This window comes from Desulfobulbus propionicus DSM 2032, assembly GCF_000186885.1.
GTDB lineage: Bacteria > Desulfobacterota > Desulfobulbia > Desulfobulbales > Desulfobulbaceae > Desulfobulbus > Desulfobulbus propionicus.
Window position 1 is genome coordinate 2,451,796 of record NC_014972.1, and the last position, 12,511, is coordinate 2,464,306.

General features: G+C 61.7%; 12 protein-coding genes and 1 pseudogene. 1 reads left to right on the plus strand and 12 read right to left on the minus strand.

Annotation, left to right across the window (positions count from 1 at the left end; translation table 11 throughout):
* Nucleotides 1-354: 354 nt before the first annotated feature.
* The 8 genes and pseudogenes from DESPR_RS19230 to DESPR_RS10705 all read right to left on the minus strand — a co-directional run.
* Nucleotides 355-1,383: pseudogene (locus DESPR_RS19230) on the minus strand (PDDEXK nuclease domain-containing protein); the annotation flags it as partial.
* A 7-nt stretch (nucleotides 1,384-1,390) separates the two neighbouring features.
* A complete protein-coding gene (locus DESPR_RS10670) occupies nucleotides 1,391-1,651 on the minus strand; it encodes a restriction endonuclease subunit S (RefSeq protein WP_043769983.1) in 261 nt (86 codons plus the stop codon).
* Between the two features lie 404 nt (nucleotides 1,652-2,055).
* Nucleotides 2,056-2,691, minus strand: a complete 636-nt coding sequence (locus DESPR_RS10675; protein WP_043769986.1) for a class I SAM-dependent methyltransferase — start codon at nucleotides 2,689-2,691, stop codon at nucleotides 2,056-2,058.
* Between the two features lie 157 nt (nucleotides 2,692-2,848).
* A complete protein-coding gene (locus DESPR_RS10680) occupies nucleotides 2,849-3,433 on the minus strand; it encodes a DUF2878 domain-containing protein (RefSeq protein ID WP_015724828.1) in 585 nt (194 codons plus the stop codon).
* Nucleotides 3,430-5,409, minus strand: a complete 1,980-nt coding sequence (locus DESPR_RS17340; protein WP_015724829.1) for a DUF1365 family protein — start codon at nucleotides 5,407-5,409, stop codon at nucleotides 3,430-3,432. The genes DESPR_RS10680 and DESPR_RS17340 overlap by 4 nt, the downstream gene beginning before the upstream one ends.
* Nucleotides 5,406-7,496, minus strand: a complete 2,091-nt coding sequence (locus DESPR_RS18775) for a DUF1295 domain-containing protein (protein WP_015724830.1) — start codon at nucleotides 7,494-7,496, stop codon at nucleotides 5,406-5,408. The genes DESPR_RS17340 and DESPR_RS18775 overlap by 4 nt, the downstream gene beginning before the upstream one ends.
* A gap of 30 nt (nucleotides 7,497-7,526) precedes the next feature.
* Entirely contained in the window at nucleotides 7,527-7,937 is a 411-nt protein-coding gene (locus tag DESPR_RS10700; RefSeq protein WP_015724831.1) for a DUF2177 family protein, read from the minus strand.
* A 150-nt stretch (nucleotides 7,938-8,087) separates the two neighbouring features.
* Nucleotides 8,088-8,576, minus strand: a complete 489-nt coding sequence (locus DESPR_RS10705) for a pyridoxamine 5'-phosphate oxidase family protein (protein ID WP_015724832.1) — start codon at nucleotides 8,574-8,576, stop codon at nucleotides 8,088-8,090.
* A gap of 100 nt (nucleotides 8,577-8,676) precedes the next feature.
* Here DESPR_RS10705 and DESPR_RS10710 point away from each other — a divergent pair, with 100 nt between their 5' ends.
* Nucleotides 8,677-8,883 (plus strand): hypothetical protein, encoded by a 207-nt coding sequence (locus tag DESPR_RS10710; protein WP_015724833.1) that lies wholly within the window; start codon nucleotides 8,677-8,679, stop codon nucleotides 8,881-8,883.
* Nucleotides 8,884-8,938: 55 nt separating this feature from the next.
* Here DESPR_RS10710 and DESPR_RS19200 read toward each other — a convergent pair whose 3' ends face one another.
* The 4 genes from DESPR_RS19200 to gnd form a co-directional block, all read right to left on the minus strand.
* The gene (locus tag DESPR_RS19200; protein WP_015724834.1) at nucleotides 8,939-9,520 is read right to left on the minus strand and encodes a ferredoxin-thioredoxin reductase catalytic domain-containing protein; all 582 of its coding nucleotides are present in this window, start codon (nucleotides 9,518-9,520) and stop codon (nucleotides 8,939-8,941) included.
* 94 nt (nucleotides 9,521-9,614) lie between these two features.
* Nucleotides 9,615-10,241, minus strand: a complete 627-nt coding sequence (locus tag DESPR_RS10720; RefSeq protein ID WP_015724835.1) for a cyclase family protein — start codon at nucleotides 10,239-10,241, stop codon at nucleotides 9,615-9,617.
* Entirely contained in the window at nucleotides 10,238-11,593 is a 1,356-nt protein-coding gene (locus tag DESPR_RS10725) for a glucose-6-phosphate dehydrogenase (RefSeq protein ID WP_015724836.1), read from the minus strand. The genes DESPR_RS10720 and DESPR_RS10725 overlap by 4 nt, the downstream gene beginning before the upstream one ends.
* A 3-nt stretch (nucleotides 11,594-11,596) precedes the next feature.
* The gene (gene gnd / locus DESPR_RS10730; protein ID WP_015724837.1) at nucleotides 11,597-12,502 is read right to left on the minus strand and encodes a phosphogluconate dehydrogenase (NAD(+)-dependent, decarboxylating); all 906 of its coding nucleotides are present in this window, start codon (nucleotides 12,500-12,502) and stop codon (nucleotides 11,597-11,599) included.
* Nucleotides 12,503-12,511 lie beyond the last annotated feature (9 nt).

Sequence of the window (12,511 nt, forward strand, 5' to 3'; positions counted from 1 at the left end):
GGACAAAATTCCTGGGAGTGTAGGAGCAGGCCATGCCTGCGATATGAATCTGGAGAGCATCCCACCATCGCCAGGTTCAGCCCTCCAGGGAGGCGATAAAATCGGCCGCATCATCAAGCAGCGCCGCGAACACCATTTCCAGGGCGCTGTCGAACAACTGCTGATCATGCGCTTCGCTGAGACTGTTGCCTCGATGGCCAGCGAACCGTGGATGGTGCGGATGCGGTTGATGCGTCGCAGCGTTCTGGCCTGGTCGGCAAGCATGGTCAACCGTCCAATGGCTTCGCTGATCGCGGCGACCCGGTTCAAAATCTCCGGGGTGATGGTGTAGGGCGGCTGGTAGTCAGTCATTGCCCCCTCCAGTTCGCGCTCGATCTGCTCGATGGTCGGTAGGCTGGTCTGTAAAGGTTCGGGTAGCGATTCCAGCAGCTTGTATTCGGCGATCCCCATGGGCTGGGTCTTGTCGCCCAAGGCATATTCGGCCACTACCTTGTTCTTGCTCTTGCACAGCAGCAGGCCGATGCTGGGGTTATCCTGTTCGGCCTTCACTTGACGGTCCACAGCGGTGAGATAGAAACCCAACTGCCCAAGATGTTCCGGTTTGAACTTGTCTGCTTTGAGTTCAATCACCACATAGCAGCGCAGTTTGAGGTGGTAAAAGAGCAGGTCGATGAAAAAATCATCGCCACCGACTTCCAGATGCACTTGCCGCCCGACAAGGGCAAATCCCGCACCCAGTTCCAGCAAGAATTGGGTGATGTGCCTGACCAGTGCCGATTCAATTGCGCGCTCGTCCGGCCTCTTTGCCCACATCGAGAAAATCGAACAGGTAGGGGTCTTTGAGCGATTCCCGAGCCAGATCACTGCCCCGTGCGGGCAACCGTTCGGCGAAGTTGGTCACGGCCTTGCCGGTGCGTTCGAGCAGTCGGGTTTCGATGTGAATATTCAGCACATTGCGACCAGCTTGTGTTCAATGGCGGCCCGGGCATAGGCAAGGCGTTGTTCCGGTTGCTTCAGCCGGGTCAGCAGCACCAGGTTATGCCCCCAGGGTAATTGTCCAACAGCCTGTTGGACAATTTGCTCTTCCGGCCAGGCCTCGGTAAAGGCACGCATATACATGAGCTTAGCACGGGAAAAGCCTTTCATGTCGGGAAAGGCGGTGCGCAGATCATGGGCCAGCCGGTCAATGACCTTGGCGCCCCAGCCCTGCTCGGCTTGCCGGATCAGAATATCACGGCCGATCTGCCAGTAAAGCGTTACCAGTTCGCGGTTGACCGCCAGAGTTGCCCGTTGCTGGGCGGTATGGATGCGGTTTTTCAGTTCCGCCAGCCAGTTGGCGTAGCCTTCAGGTGGGTGGATCAGGGAGACGGGCTTGTCGTTCATGCCGCCCTCATAGGTACTTTTTCATCACCGCCTCTTTGCGGACGGTTGCGGCATCGATGATGACCTGGGCCTCGGCAATTTGTTTTTCCAAGGCTTCGACCTTGGCGACGAATTGCTTTTGCTCGACCAGGGACGGAACCGGTTCCTTGATGTTTTTCATCACGGTGGCGTTGATATTGGATTGGCCGATGGATTTGATGTAGACGGATTTATGTTTGGTAAAGCCCAGCACTTCAAGCAGGGCGGAAAAATTGTCTTGGGTGCTCATCCCTGCACTCCCCCTTTGCCGCTATCGGGCGCTTTCATTTTCTGGTCGATCTCCTCCCGGTCAAACCGCCACGGGTGCCGATCTTGGCGGCCGAGATTGCGCCACGCCGGGCGATGCCGTAAAGAGTGGTCCGGCTCATCGTGACGGAGCCCGTCAGTCCCTCAATGGCCGGCCATGTATCGACAGGGTCCATGCGCTCATTATTTGGAAAAGGTTGGTGATACGAAATTGATTGAGGGAGATACCACCTGCTCGGCATAAAGGGCAAATGCAAAGTTGCAGGTTCGGGGAATGGGGAATTGTTCCTGCCCTCCCGGCAGGTTACGCGGGCAAGAAAATCAGAACTTTCCTTTGCCGGCAGGAGGCGTCTGTCGCACAACACGCCGGCAACAGGGTGGGTTCCCCTACCCTTTCCTGGCGGTGAGGAGAAAGACGGTGAAGCGGGAGGGTCGCCCGGAGGCATCGGGTTTGATGATTTCCGTGGCGGTTTCGACGCTGAGCTCATTAAAGCCGGTCTGGGCAGCGGAGAGGCTCAGCGCGGCACGATCAAAGCCGAAATGGAAGACGCCGGTGTTGTCGTCGCCATGGAAGCGGCCGCCCTCGCTGTCGAGATCGGCCACGGCCAGGGTGCCGCCGGGAGCAAGGACGTCATGCCACTGGCGCAACAAGGTATCGACCTCCCGGATGTGATGCAGCGTCATGCTGCTGACCACCAGGTCATACCTGCCGGTCAGGCGTTCGCCCTGGTCGAGATCGCACAGCAGGGTGCGGACATTGGCGAGCTGGAGACGGTTGATTTTATCCTCCAGCACGGCCAGCATGCCCGCCGAGCTGTCGACGCCGGTGATGGAGCGAACCAGCGGCTGCAGCTGCAGCGTAAGCAGGCCAGTGCCGCAACCGAAATCGAGCGCCTCCATGGTCGGGGTGAGGGCCACCCGCTGGACCATGGCTTCGGCCACCTCTGTGGCCAGCTTGACCCGCTGCGGCTTTTCATCCCACAGGGCTGCTTCCTTGTCAAAATCGCGCTTCTCACTTGTCATGGTTGTCTCCATCATCGGCTGCATTGCGTCAAAGCACGGGGACGGGCCAAAGGGATGCCCCACGGGAATGCCCCTCTGCGGGCAACCACACCCCATGCCTAACCGTCCTGTTTAGCACGAGCGAAACCGGTGGACAAGGGGTACGCGTTGCTTTTGTTCACCGACCGTTCGGAGCACCTTGTTCTTCTGTGAACAACCGATAGGTCCGGTGGCCATCGTCGTCCCCGGTCCGGGCGGCAATCCACAACAGCACCACCATGACCACGCACCAGCTCACGCCAATCTGCACCAGACAACGGAGCATGTCCGGGCCGAACGCAGCCGCACCCAATCGTACCCCAGCCCCGTAGGCCAAGGCTCCGGATACACCACCAAGCACGGCAGCCAGCAGATACCGTCCGGCAAGCCAGGCCAGCGCATAGTGCAGCGTCATGGCGAACTGCAGCCACAGCACCAGGATCCAGGGCGGCGGCACGGCCGGATGCAGGCTGCCGATGGGAAAGAACAGCACGCCGGTGCCGATATGAAGGCTATCAACCAGCAGGCCGAGCAGCCCGCTTGCACCCAGCAGCAGCGCTTCGCGGCCGGGTTGCCGAACCAGGGCCAGATGCGCCAGCACCAAGGCACTTCCGGCCAGGGTGGCTGGCCAGGGAAAGCCGGCGGCGGCACCCAGGACGCACACCATCCAGCCGCCCTGGAACAGAGCGAAGTTGATCAGCTTGGTCCAGGCCTGGCCGCTCACCTGCTGCCCGGCTCCGGCGCTGCCTCGCCCATGCGGGAGAGCACCAGATGATAGTTGCGCACCAACCGGGTGCGGAAACCCGCCTCGCAGTAGCTGAAATAGTACTCCCATTGGCGCAGGAACCGTTCGTCAAAGCCAAGATCCAACACCCGCTGCCGCTGGGCACGCAGGGCCTCCCGCCACAGTTCCAGGGTGCGGACATAGTGGAGGCCGATATCCTCCAGGCTGGTGATGTTGAACCGGGTGGTGCGGGCCATGGCCTCGACCAGGGCACCCAACGAGGGCAGATGGCCGCCGGGAAAGATGTGCTTGCGGATCCAGTCCGAACCCAGGCGGTAGGAACGGTATTTCTGGTCGGGCATGGTGATCGCCTGCAGCACAACCCGTCCGCCGGGCAGAAGCAGACGATCGAGTTCAGCGAAATAGCGGGGCAGATGCCGGTGGCCCACGGCCTCGATCATCTCGATGGAGACAATGGCGCTGAACTGTCCCTGCACATGGCGATAATCGGTCAGCTGCACCTCGATCCGGTCGTCCAGGCCCTCTTCACGCACCCGCCGGCTGACCCAGTCGTACTGTTCACGGGAGACGGTGATGGCCAGCAGATGGCAGCCGGTGGCGCGTACCGCCTCCAGGGCAAAACCGCCCCAGCCGCAGCCGATTTCCAACACCCGATCGTCCGGGCCGATCCCGGCCAGTTCCAGCACCCGGCGGATCTTGTGGTGCTGCGCCTGTTCCAGGCTGTCGTGTTCGTCCACAAACAGACCGCTGGAATAACACATGGTCGGATCGAGGAACAGGGCGTAGAGTTCGTTGCCAAGGTCATAATGGGCACTGATGTTGCGCCGGCTGCCGGCCGGGGTGTTGTCCCGCCGGAGATGAAGAAGGAAATTCACCGCCCGTCCGGCCAGGGCCGGCCACAAGCGCCGGTCATTGACCGCCTCTTCCCGCAGGCAGAGCAGAGTCAGCAGGGCCGCCAGATCCGGACTGTCCCAGTCACCCTCCACATAGGATTCACCAAAGCCGATGTCCGCGGCGAGCATGGCCCGCTGAAAAAAGCGGTGGCGATGGACGGTCATCGCCACCTGCGGCGTGCCCTCCAAGGTGCCAAAGACATGCTGCTGACCGTCCGGGGTGGTCAGGGTCATCTGGCCGTGATCGAGCTGGGCAAAAAAACGGGTCATCACCCGTTTCCCTAGCCGTTCCAGCAGCGAGGGCGGCACGGGGCGAATGGTCAAGGGCGAGCAGGGATCGGGTTTGGCAAAGACCGGCAATCGCTTCTGCAGATACAGGCGGGCTGCCTGCCAGAGAATGCGGGGAAAGGTCATGCCTGCCCGCAGCGGATGGAGCAGCACGGTGCGGGCCATGATCTGGGACGTCAGGGGGCTGGCGGTTCCGGTGAACGAGGCCCGCAGGGCCAACTGGTCGTCAAGAAAATAGCTGATCTCAAGCGACAGGCTGTCCCCCGGTTCGGAGAGGCGGAACTGGTAGCGTCCCCGGCGCGGGAAAAACGGAGAGACGTGAAAGGCCTTGTCGGCCTGAAAGGATTGACCGTCCTCCTCGGGTGTGAGCAGGTAGAGATGGGTTTCGCCAAAGGTGTTGTTGACCTGGGCGAGCACGGCAAAGAGCCTGTTGGTCGCATCGTAACAGTAGAAGAAGTTGACCGGGTTGAACACGTACAGAAACTGGCGCAGCGCGGTGACCAGGACGATGCGGCCGGGGATCTGGTCCATGCCGTTGTCGCGCAGGGCCCGCCGCACCTTGTCGACCAGGGGCGACTCACCCGGATACAGGTAGTCGCGATCAAAGAGGGCCAACGGCCGCGGTCGGTTATGACCAAACCAGCTGGACTGCTGCTCCAACCGGTCGAGCTCGTCCAGATCCAGGGCGTACAGATGGAGGAGATAGGCAAAACTGTGTTCGACCGCATGGGTGCGGGCGTGGCGCAGTTGCCCGGTATAGAGTGTGGAGTTCACCGTGTTGCCTCCAGGTGGGCCACCGCCTGATGACTGGAGCGGACCGCGTCCTCATGGAACCCCCAGCCAAAGTAGCTGCCGCAAAACCAGGTCTGGCGCACGCCGTTGAGCGACGGCAGGCCTGGCTGGGTGGCCATGGAACCGGTGGTGTAGGTGGGATGATGGTAGACCATGGTGGCTACCACCTGACGCGGGTCGTAGCCCTCTGGCCGGTTGAGGGTGACCAGGTAGTGGTTGCGGGTGGTGAGCCCCTGGAGGATGTTCATCGAATAGGTCACGTAGACGCCCTGTTCCGGACCGGCCTCCCGCCGGAAATTCCAGCAGGCCCAGGCGCGGGACAGCGGCGGCAGCACGGACAGGTCGGTGTGGAGCACCGTGGTGTTGGCCTCGTACTGCCAGGCTCCGAGCAGGCGGGCCTCCTCCGCGGTTGGATCGGCCAGCAACCGCAGGGCCTGGTCGGCGTGGGTGGCGATCACCACCCGGTCAAACCGTTCCTGATGCTGATCGGCGAACTCCAGAAGCACGCCCTCCTCGGTGCGGCGGATCCGCTCGATGGCGCTGTTGAGGCGGATGGTGCCGGTGAACCGGTCGGCAAAGGCCTTGACATACCTGTGGCTGCCCCCGCAGACGGTGCGCCAGCGCGGCCGGTTGTGGAGGGAGAGCAGACCGTGATTGCTGAAGAAACGCAGAAACGGCCGGGCCGGGAAGGCCGTGACCTGACCGGCGGGTGTCGACCAGATGGCCGCTGCCATGGGCTTGAGGTAGTTGTCCACCATGAAAGGCATGAAGCGGTGGCGGCGGACATAGTCCTCCAGGGTGCCGAGGTCGTTCTCATCGGTCAGGTCGGCGCTGGCCTGGCGGCAGAATCGTCCGATTTCGAGCAGAAAGCGGTAGAATTGCGGCCGCAGCAGATTGGCGCGCTGGGCAAAGAGGCCGTTGAAGGTATTGCCGGCGTAGATGAGATCGGTCTGGCGGCAATACAGCCCAAAAGACATCTCGGTTTCGCGGGAGGCCACCCCTAGTTCGTCGAGGAAGGCGATGAACATGGGATAGGTGGCCTCATTGAAGACGATGAAACCGGTGTCCACCGGGGTGCCGGCGTCCGGACCGTCGGCGATGACCACCGTGTGGGTATGACCGCCCAAGCGTTCGGCCTGTTCAAACAGGGTGACCCGATAGTTCTTCTGCAGCCGATGGGCGGCGACAATGCCCGCCACTCCGGCGCCGATCACCGCTATCTGCTGTCCCTTCACCGCGCTGCCGTGCTCCATTAGTCCTCCATAGGTGTGGTTGGTGGGTTTGTTGGGATGTTCCGGCCGTGGCAACCAGGGGAAAAAGGCGTTGGTCCTGGCCTTGTAGGCCGCAAACTCGGGGTTGCCGCTGTATTTGGCCTCCAGCATGGGAATACCGGAAACCTTGAGCAGGAGAAAGCAGATGGTCAGCGGGCTGATCAGGCCGTACCAGCCGGCCGGTGCGCCCAGGCCGATGAGAAAGATCCCCCACCAGAGCACGGCCTCACCGAAATAGTTGGGATGGCGGGTGTAGCGCCACAACCCGTGCTGGATGATCCGGCCCCGGTTGGCGGGATCGGCCTTGAACCGGGTCAGCTGCCAGTCGCCAACCGCCTCGAACCCAAACCCGATCGCGAACAGCGCAAGCCCCAGTCCGTCGGTCCAGGCAAACGCTGTGCCCGGATTGCTGATCGTCAGCAGCACCGGCGTGGCAATCACCACCACCACCATGCCCTGAAGTAGGTAGATCTGCAGAAAGCTGCGCCAGATCAGAGTGCGGCCCCACTGTTCGCGAAAGGAGCGGTAGCGAAAATCCTCGCCCCGCCCCCGGTGGCGCAGGGCGATATGCAGGCCCAGACGCAGTCCCCACAGGGTAAGCAGGACCAACAGCAGCAGCGGCCGGAAATGGAGCGGCGGGGGAACGACTGTCAGCCAGGCTCCCCAGCCGGCCAGAATAAAGGCCGGGCCGTAGGCAATATCGATCAGGCTGTTATCCTTGACCAACAAACCCACCCCATACATGCAGCACATGCCGCCCAGCACCAGCAGGGTTGCCGTCAAAAACGGTCCGTCCATGTGCAGGTCTCCGTTGGTAGCGAAGCTGTTCTATGTCGCCAGCCGCAGGCCGATCAGGTAGGCCGCGCCGCTGACCAGGGTGCAGAGGATCGTGCCCCAGGCCATGTCGACCACGGTGACCAGCAGCGGCCAGTCGCGCAGAGTGGCCAGGTTGGTCAGATCGTAGGTGCCGTAGGTAAAAAAACCAAAGAGCGCGCCCAGTAGGCAGGCCTTGGCCAGGGAATGGGCTTCAAGTGCGGGACGAACCGCAAAAAAGAGGATACCGGCGATGTAAAAGCCGTAAAAGAGCAAGGCGGCCGGCCAGTTGACCTGCGGGCTGAGCAGCGCATGGAGCTGCTGTTTGTAGAAATTTCTTGCCACCACGCCGAGCCAGAGCATGTCGATGGCAAAGAACACGGGGACGGTCAACAGGTACAGCTTCAACCACAGTGAGCCGTTCATAGGCGTACTCTCCAGTGCATGAAGATCTGATGTCGCGTTCAGGTAGACCGTGATCAAGCAAGGGGAGCTCTACACCCCTGCCACTCCATCTTGGCTAACGTTGGGGAAAAAAATAAGACGACCTCCGCAAAAAACAAGCAATCGGCAACGCTACCGCAAGGATTTTTCTTGAAAGTTTGTTGGGCCGCCGTCCATGCCCAGCACCCGCACCTCCTGAAAGTGGCTGACCACGATATAGCGGCTGACGGTGATTGCAATCACGGCGGTGCTCGGCTCATCGGCAAAACCACCCAACTCCGGGTGCCGCTTGCGCAAGAGCTGCAACAACTCCTCCCTGGCAGCCCCCTGCGCTTCGGCGGCGGTACCGAGCGCGGTCACGGCCACACCCCGGGCAAGATCGACTGGCTGATTGCTCCGATTGTCGATGAGCAGCGCGACCTGCGGGCGCGACTCGATGTTGCGGAACTTCTGGGTGGCGCGGCTGGTCAGGAAAATCAGGCGGCCGAGATCGGGAGTGACGGCAAAGGCGACCAGGCTGGTATAGGGGCCGGAGCCGCTGTCGGTGGCGACGACCGCCAGCCGCTGCTGGCCAAACAGGGTGATCAGCTGGCTGTTGATGGGGACTGGATCAATATCCATTCATTTCTCCATTTTTTTTTAAAGCGACCTTGCGCACAATCAAACAATAACTATTATCAAAAAATAGCAAACCTTTCACTTCAACCTGAGGAGAACGACCATGGCTGATGAGAACAAAGAGTATCAACAGATGAGCAGCTCCGGTGGCGGTTATGAATCAATGGTTTGGATCCGGGACAAGGATGGCAAAGAATATGCTTGCTACCTCAAGGACATCAAAAACATTAAACGCAAGGAGGATTTGAGCGAGGACGAAAAGGCCAAATGCCTGGACGTCAGCCAGATTGTCGGTACGGAACGCTGGTAACCGTTCATCCTCCTGTGAGTTATATGGCCTGTCCGCTCAGCGGGCAGGCCTTTTTTTATCCCCGGCGCATCGGCCTGCGCTCCGGCACCGGCAGGCGGGGGATGGCGCCTCGATTCCAGGCCTCGGATACATACAGCTGGCAGTAACAGGCGCCGAACTCGGCAACATCGGGTTGCCGGTAGACACAGGGACAGATGATATCCGCATCCTGCTCGCGCTTTCCCGTGGCCAGCCGGCAAGGGCAGGACATGTAGCCGTAGCGGTCACGATTGATCAGCAGGCCGCGCAGCAGATCAAAGGTGCGTTCCCGGTCGTTGTTGAACCAATACCCCTTTGCCTCCTGTGTTGTTTTCAGGCGGTCATAGAGCTCATCGACCTCGGTGCGGATGCCGATGGCCTCCTTGATCTCCTGCACCTGGAAGCCGACAATCACCTGCTCGCCAACCACGGTGGTGGGAAACGAACATTGGGGATTGATCGCCTGCAACTCGGCCACCAGGGCCTCGCGCTCCGCATCCGCCAGCAGGTCGGCCTCGACGTAGTCATGGGCCACGCCAAGATCGTCCAGCATCTTCTTGATGGCCTGACAGTAGGCACAGGTTGACAATCCGTAAAGTTTGACGGTTTTCGCTGTCATGTCGATCGATGATTCCTCCCAAAGGGTGTTTCCTTGTTCAAGCCAGCCACGCTGTGCATCGCTGCTCGGTATGGGGCCGCCACATTCAGTCCGTCTACTGTTCACGGGCGTAGACCAGTACCGGTTCCGCCTCCACCCGCTCGATCCCCAGGGTAAAGGCCCTGCATCGGTAGCGCCCGCCGGCGAGCCGGGAGAGATCGAGCCCCTCGATGATCAGAATATCCTGTTCCAGCAAGTGGATATGGGTCGGATGTCCGGGTTGCGCCCGTTCGATGCCCGGCTGATCAATGCCGACAAACCGCAGCGGGCGACTGGCCAACCAAGCGGCCGCCTCGGCGTTCACCGCCGGAAACAGGGGATCGAACGCGGCCAGCGGCTGTTCCAGGGTACGGAAAAACACGGCCTCGATCCCCTCGAGGGGCAGATCATGCACCTCGGCCAGAGTGATTGCCGCAGGCGGCTGCGGGCACAGGTCGACCACCAGGGCCGTGAATTCGTCCGGAAAGCGCCGATAATCGCTGGAACACTTGCCGCCGGCAATGGCGTGGAGCGGATAGTCGACATGGGTGCCGGTGTGCAGGGGCAGGTGCAGGGTGGATTCGTGCATGCCGTGGCGGCTGAAATCACGGGTGGTCTCGATGCTCGGCCGCTTGTCGGGCGCATTCTTGTAGACCATCATCTGTTCGCTGATCGGCAGCGACAGGCCAATCCAGTGCTTCATGCGAGACCTCCCAGCGGGGTGAGGGTGGCGCTGCCGGGCGCATAGATCACCAGCCGCCCCTGTGCGGCCGCGCCCCGAAGCCCATCGGCAATGCGCCACTGGGCCTGCAACTCGTCAAAGCCGGCAAACAGGGTTTTATCTCCTTCCCAGGCATCCTTGAGCAACTTGACGTACGCCTCGGGTCGGTTGCCGATCATCCTGCAGCTGTGGCAGTACTCGGCGGTCACCTGTTCAATGTCGTAGTCGTATCCGGGCGTCTTGGAGTTGAATTGCAGCTCCACGCCCTCGTGGGGAAAGACCTGAATCACCAGCTGATTGGCGGCCGCCTCAACGGTTTCGCCGCAGTCCACACACAACCGGGTCGGCCGAAAATGCAGGCGGATCTCGGTCCGCTTCTCGGCCAGTTTCTTGCCGGTGCGGACAACAAATCGCGCGCCCTGCCACTGGGGCGTATCGACCCGCAACGTGGCCTCGACCGCGGTCTCGGTGGCGGAGCCGGGCACCTGATCCTGGTAGCCCGCGTACTGGCCGAGTACCGGCGGGCAGGACGGATCGGGCCGCAGGTGATCGAGGACATCGATCTTGGCCCGGCGAATCGATTCCGGCGCCAGATCATTCGGCGCCCCCATGGCCACCAGGGCCACCATCTGCAACAGGTGACTCTGGATCATGTCGTTGATCGCCCCGGCCCGGTCGTAATAGTCGAGCCGCTCCTCCACGCCGGCGGTCTCGATGCTGGTGACCTCGACCCGGTCGATGGCCCCGCCGTGCCAGCTCTCGCTGAAGAGGCGGTTGGCGAAACGGATGGTGAGAATATTGCGAATCATCTCCTTGCCCAGGTAATGATCGATCCGGTACAACTGCTCCTCGCTCACCAGCGGCAACAACTGCTCCTGAATGGCTGCGGCCGACCGTAGGCTGTCGCCAAAGGGTTTTTCCAGCAGCAGCCGGTGCTCGGGATTGCCGGTGGCCAACAGCCCGGCCGCGTGCAGCTGGGTGGTGATGGGGACAAAGGCGTCGGGCTTGACGGCGAGGAAAAACAGCCGCCGGCCGGTTCGCGCACCGCCCTCGGCATGCATGCGGGCGGCCAGGGTTTGGTAGGCGGCCGCATCCTCGAACTCCAAACGGTGGTACTCGATACGCTTGCGCAGCTGTTCGCCCAAACAAACAGCCCCCTTGGCCTCGATCAACGCCAGATACCCCTCCGCATCCAGGGCTCTGCGGCCCAAACACCAAACGCGGCTAAAGGGCAGCCCCTCTTCGCTCCACTGCTGCAGGGCGGGCAGGATCTTCTTGGCCGCCAGATCGCCGGTGGCGCCGAAAATACAGAGAACCCCACCTAGAGCATCCATGGCTCAGTCCTCGCCCTTGGCGATCACCGCATGGCCGCCGAATTCGCGCCGCATGGCCGCCAGTGATTTCTCGGCATATTTTTCCTGGTCCTGGGATTTGAAGCGGGAAAAGAGCGAAGTGGCGATCACCGGCGCCGAAACCCCGAGCCGCACCGCCTCCTCGACCGTCCAGTTGGCCTCGCCGGAGGCGGCGACCACGCCCTTGATCGAACCCAAGTCCGGCTCCCGTGCCAGGGCGGCAGCGGTCATGTCCATCAGCAGACCGGAGACGATCGACCCCTTGCGCCATACCTGGGTCACCCGGTCAAGCGCAAAGGGCATCGGCCCGTGGCGGAGAATCTCCAGCCCTTCGGCAATGGCCTGCATCATCCCGTATTCAATGCCATTGTGAATCATCTTGACGAAATGGCCGGCACCGGACGCCCCCATTCGCCCGTACCCACTGCCGCCGCTCAACGCCCTGAACACCGGCTCCATTCGCCCATACACCGCCTCGTCGCCGCCGACCATCAGACAGGCGCCGTTGCGCGCCCCCTCGGTGCCGCCGCTGGTGCCGACATCGAGAAAATGGATTCCGTCCCGGCGCAGCTCCTCGCTTCGGCGCTGACTGTCCTGGTAGCGCGAGTTGCCGCCATCAATGAGAATGTCTCCAGGGGCCATCAACGGACGGAGGCGGGCGATCATCGCATCCACCGGCGGTCCGGCGGGTATCATCAGCCATACCGCTCGAGGCGGGGTCAGGGCGCTGACGAACGATTCCAGGCCGGCATGGACAGTGATCCCTTCTTGTTTCAGTTGCGCCCGTTTGTCCGCCTTGTCGGTGAAAACGACGATGTTCAATCCCTTGTCGCGGCCATTGAGGGCCAGCGGCAGGCCCATCTTGCCCATGCCGATGATGCCGAGTTGCATTGTGTAACC

Coding starts and splice junctions, on each gene's coding strand:
- DESPR_RS10675 (WP_043769986.1), bottom strand. CDS start 2,691: ATGACAAGTGAGAAGCGCGATTTTGACAAGGAAGCAGCCCTGTGGGAT.
- DESPR_RS10705 (WP_015724832.1), bottom strand. CDS start 8,576: ATGGATATTGATCCAGTCCCCATCAACAGCCAGCTGATCACCCTGTTT.
- DESPR_RS19200 (WP_015724834.1), bottom strand. CDS start 9,520: ATGACAGCGAAAACCGTCAAACTTTACGGATTGTCAACCTGTGCCTAC.
- DESPR_RS10670 (WP_043769983.1), bottom strand. CDS start 1,651: ATGAGCACCCAAGACAATTTTTCCGCCCTGCTTGAAGTGCTGGGCTTT.
- DESPR_RS18775 (WP_015724830.1), bottom strand. CDS start 7,496: ATGGACGGACCGTTTTTGACGGCAACCCTGCTGGTGCTGGGCGGCATG.
- gnd (WP_015724837.1), bottom strand. CDS start 12,502: ATGCAACTCGGCATCATCGGCATGGGCAAGATGGGCCTGCCGCTGGCC.
- DESPR_RS10720 (WP_015724835.1), bottom strand. CDS start 10,241: ATGAAGCACTGGATTGGCCTGTCGCTGCCGATCAGCGAACAGATGATG.
- DESPR_RS10725 (WP_015724836.1), bottom strand. CDS start 11,593: ATGGATGCTCTAGGTGGGGTTCTCTGTATTTTCGGCGCCACCGGCGAT.
- DESPR_RS10700 (WP_015724831.1), bottom strand. CDS start 7,937: ATGAACGGCTCACTGTGGTTGAAGCTGTACCTGTTGACCGTCCCCGTG.
- DESPR_RS10710 (WP_015724833.1), top strand. CDS start 8,677: ATGGCTGATGAGAACAAAGAGTATCAACAGATGAGCAGCTCCGGTGGC.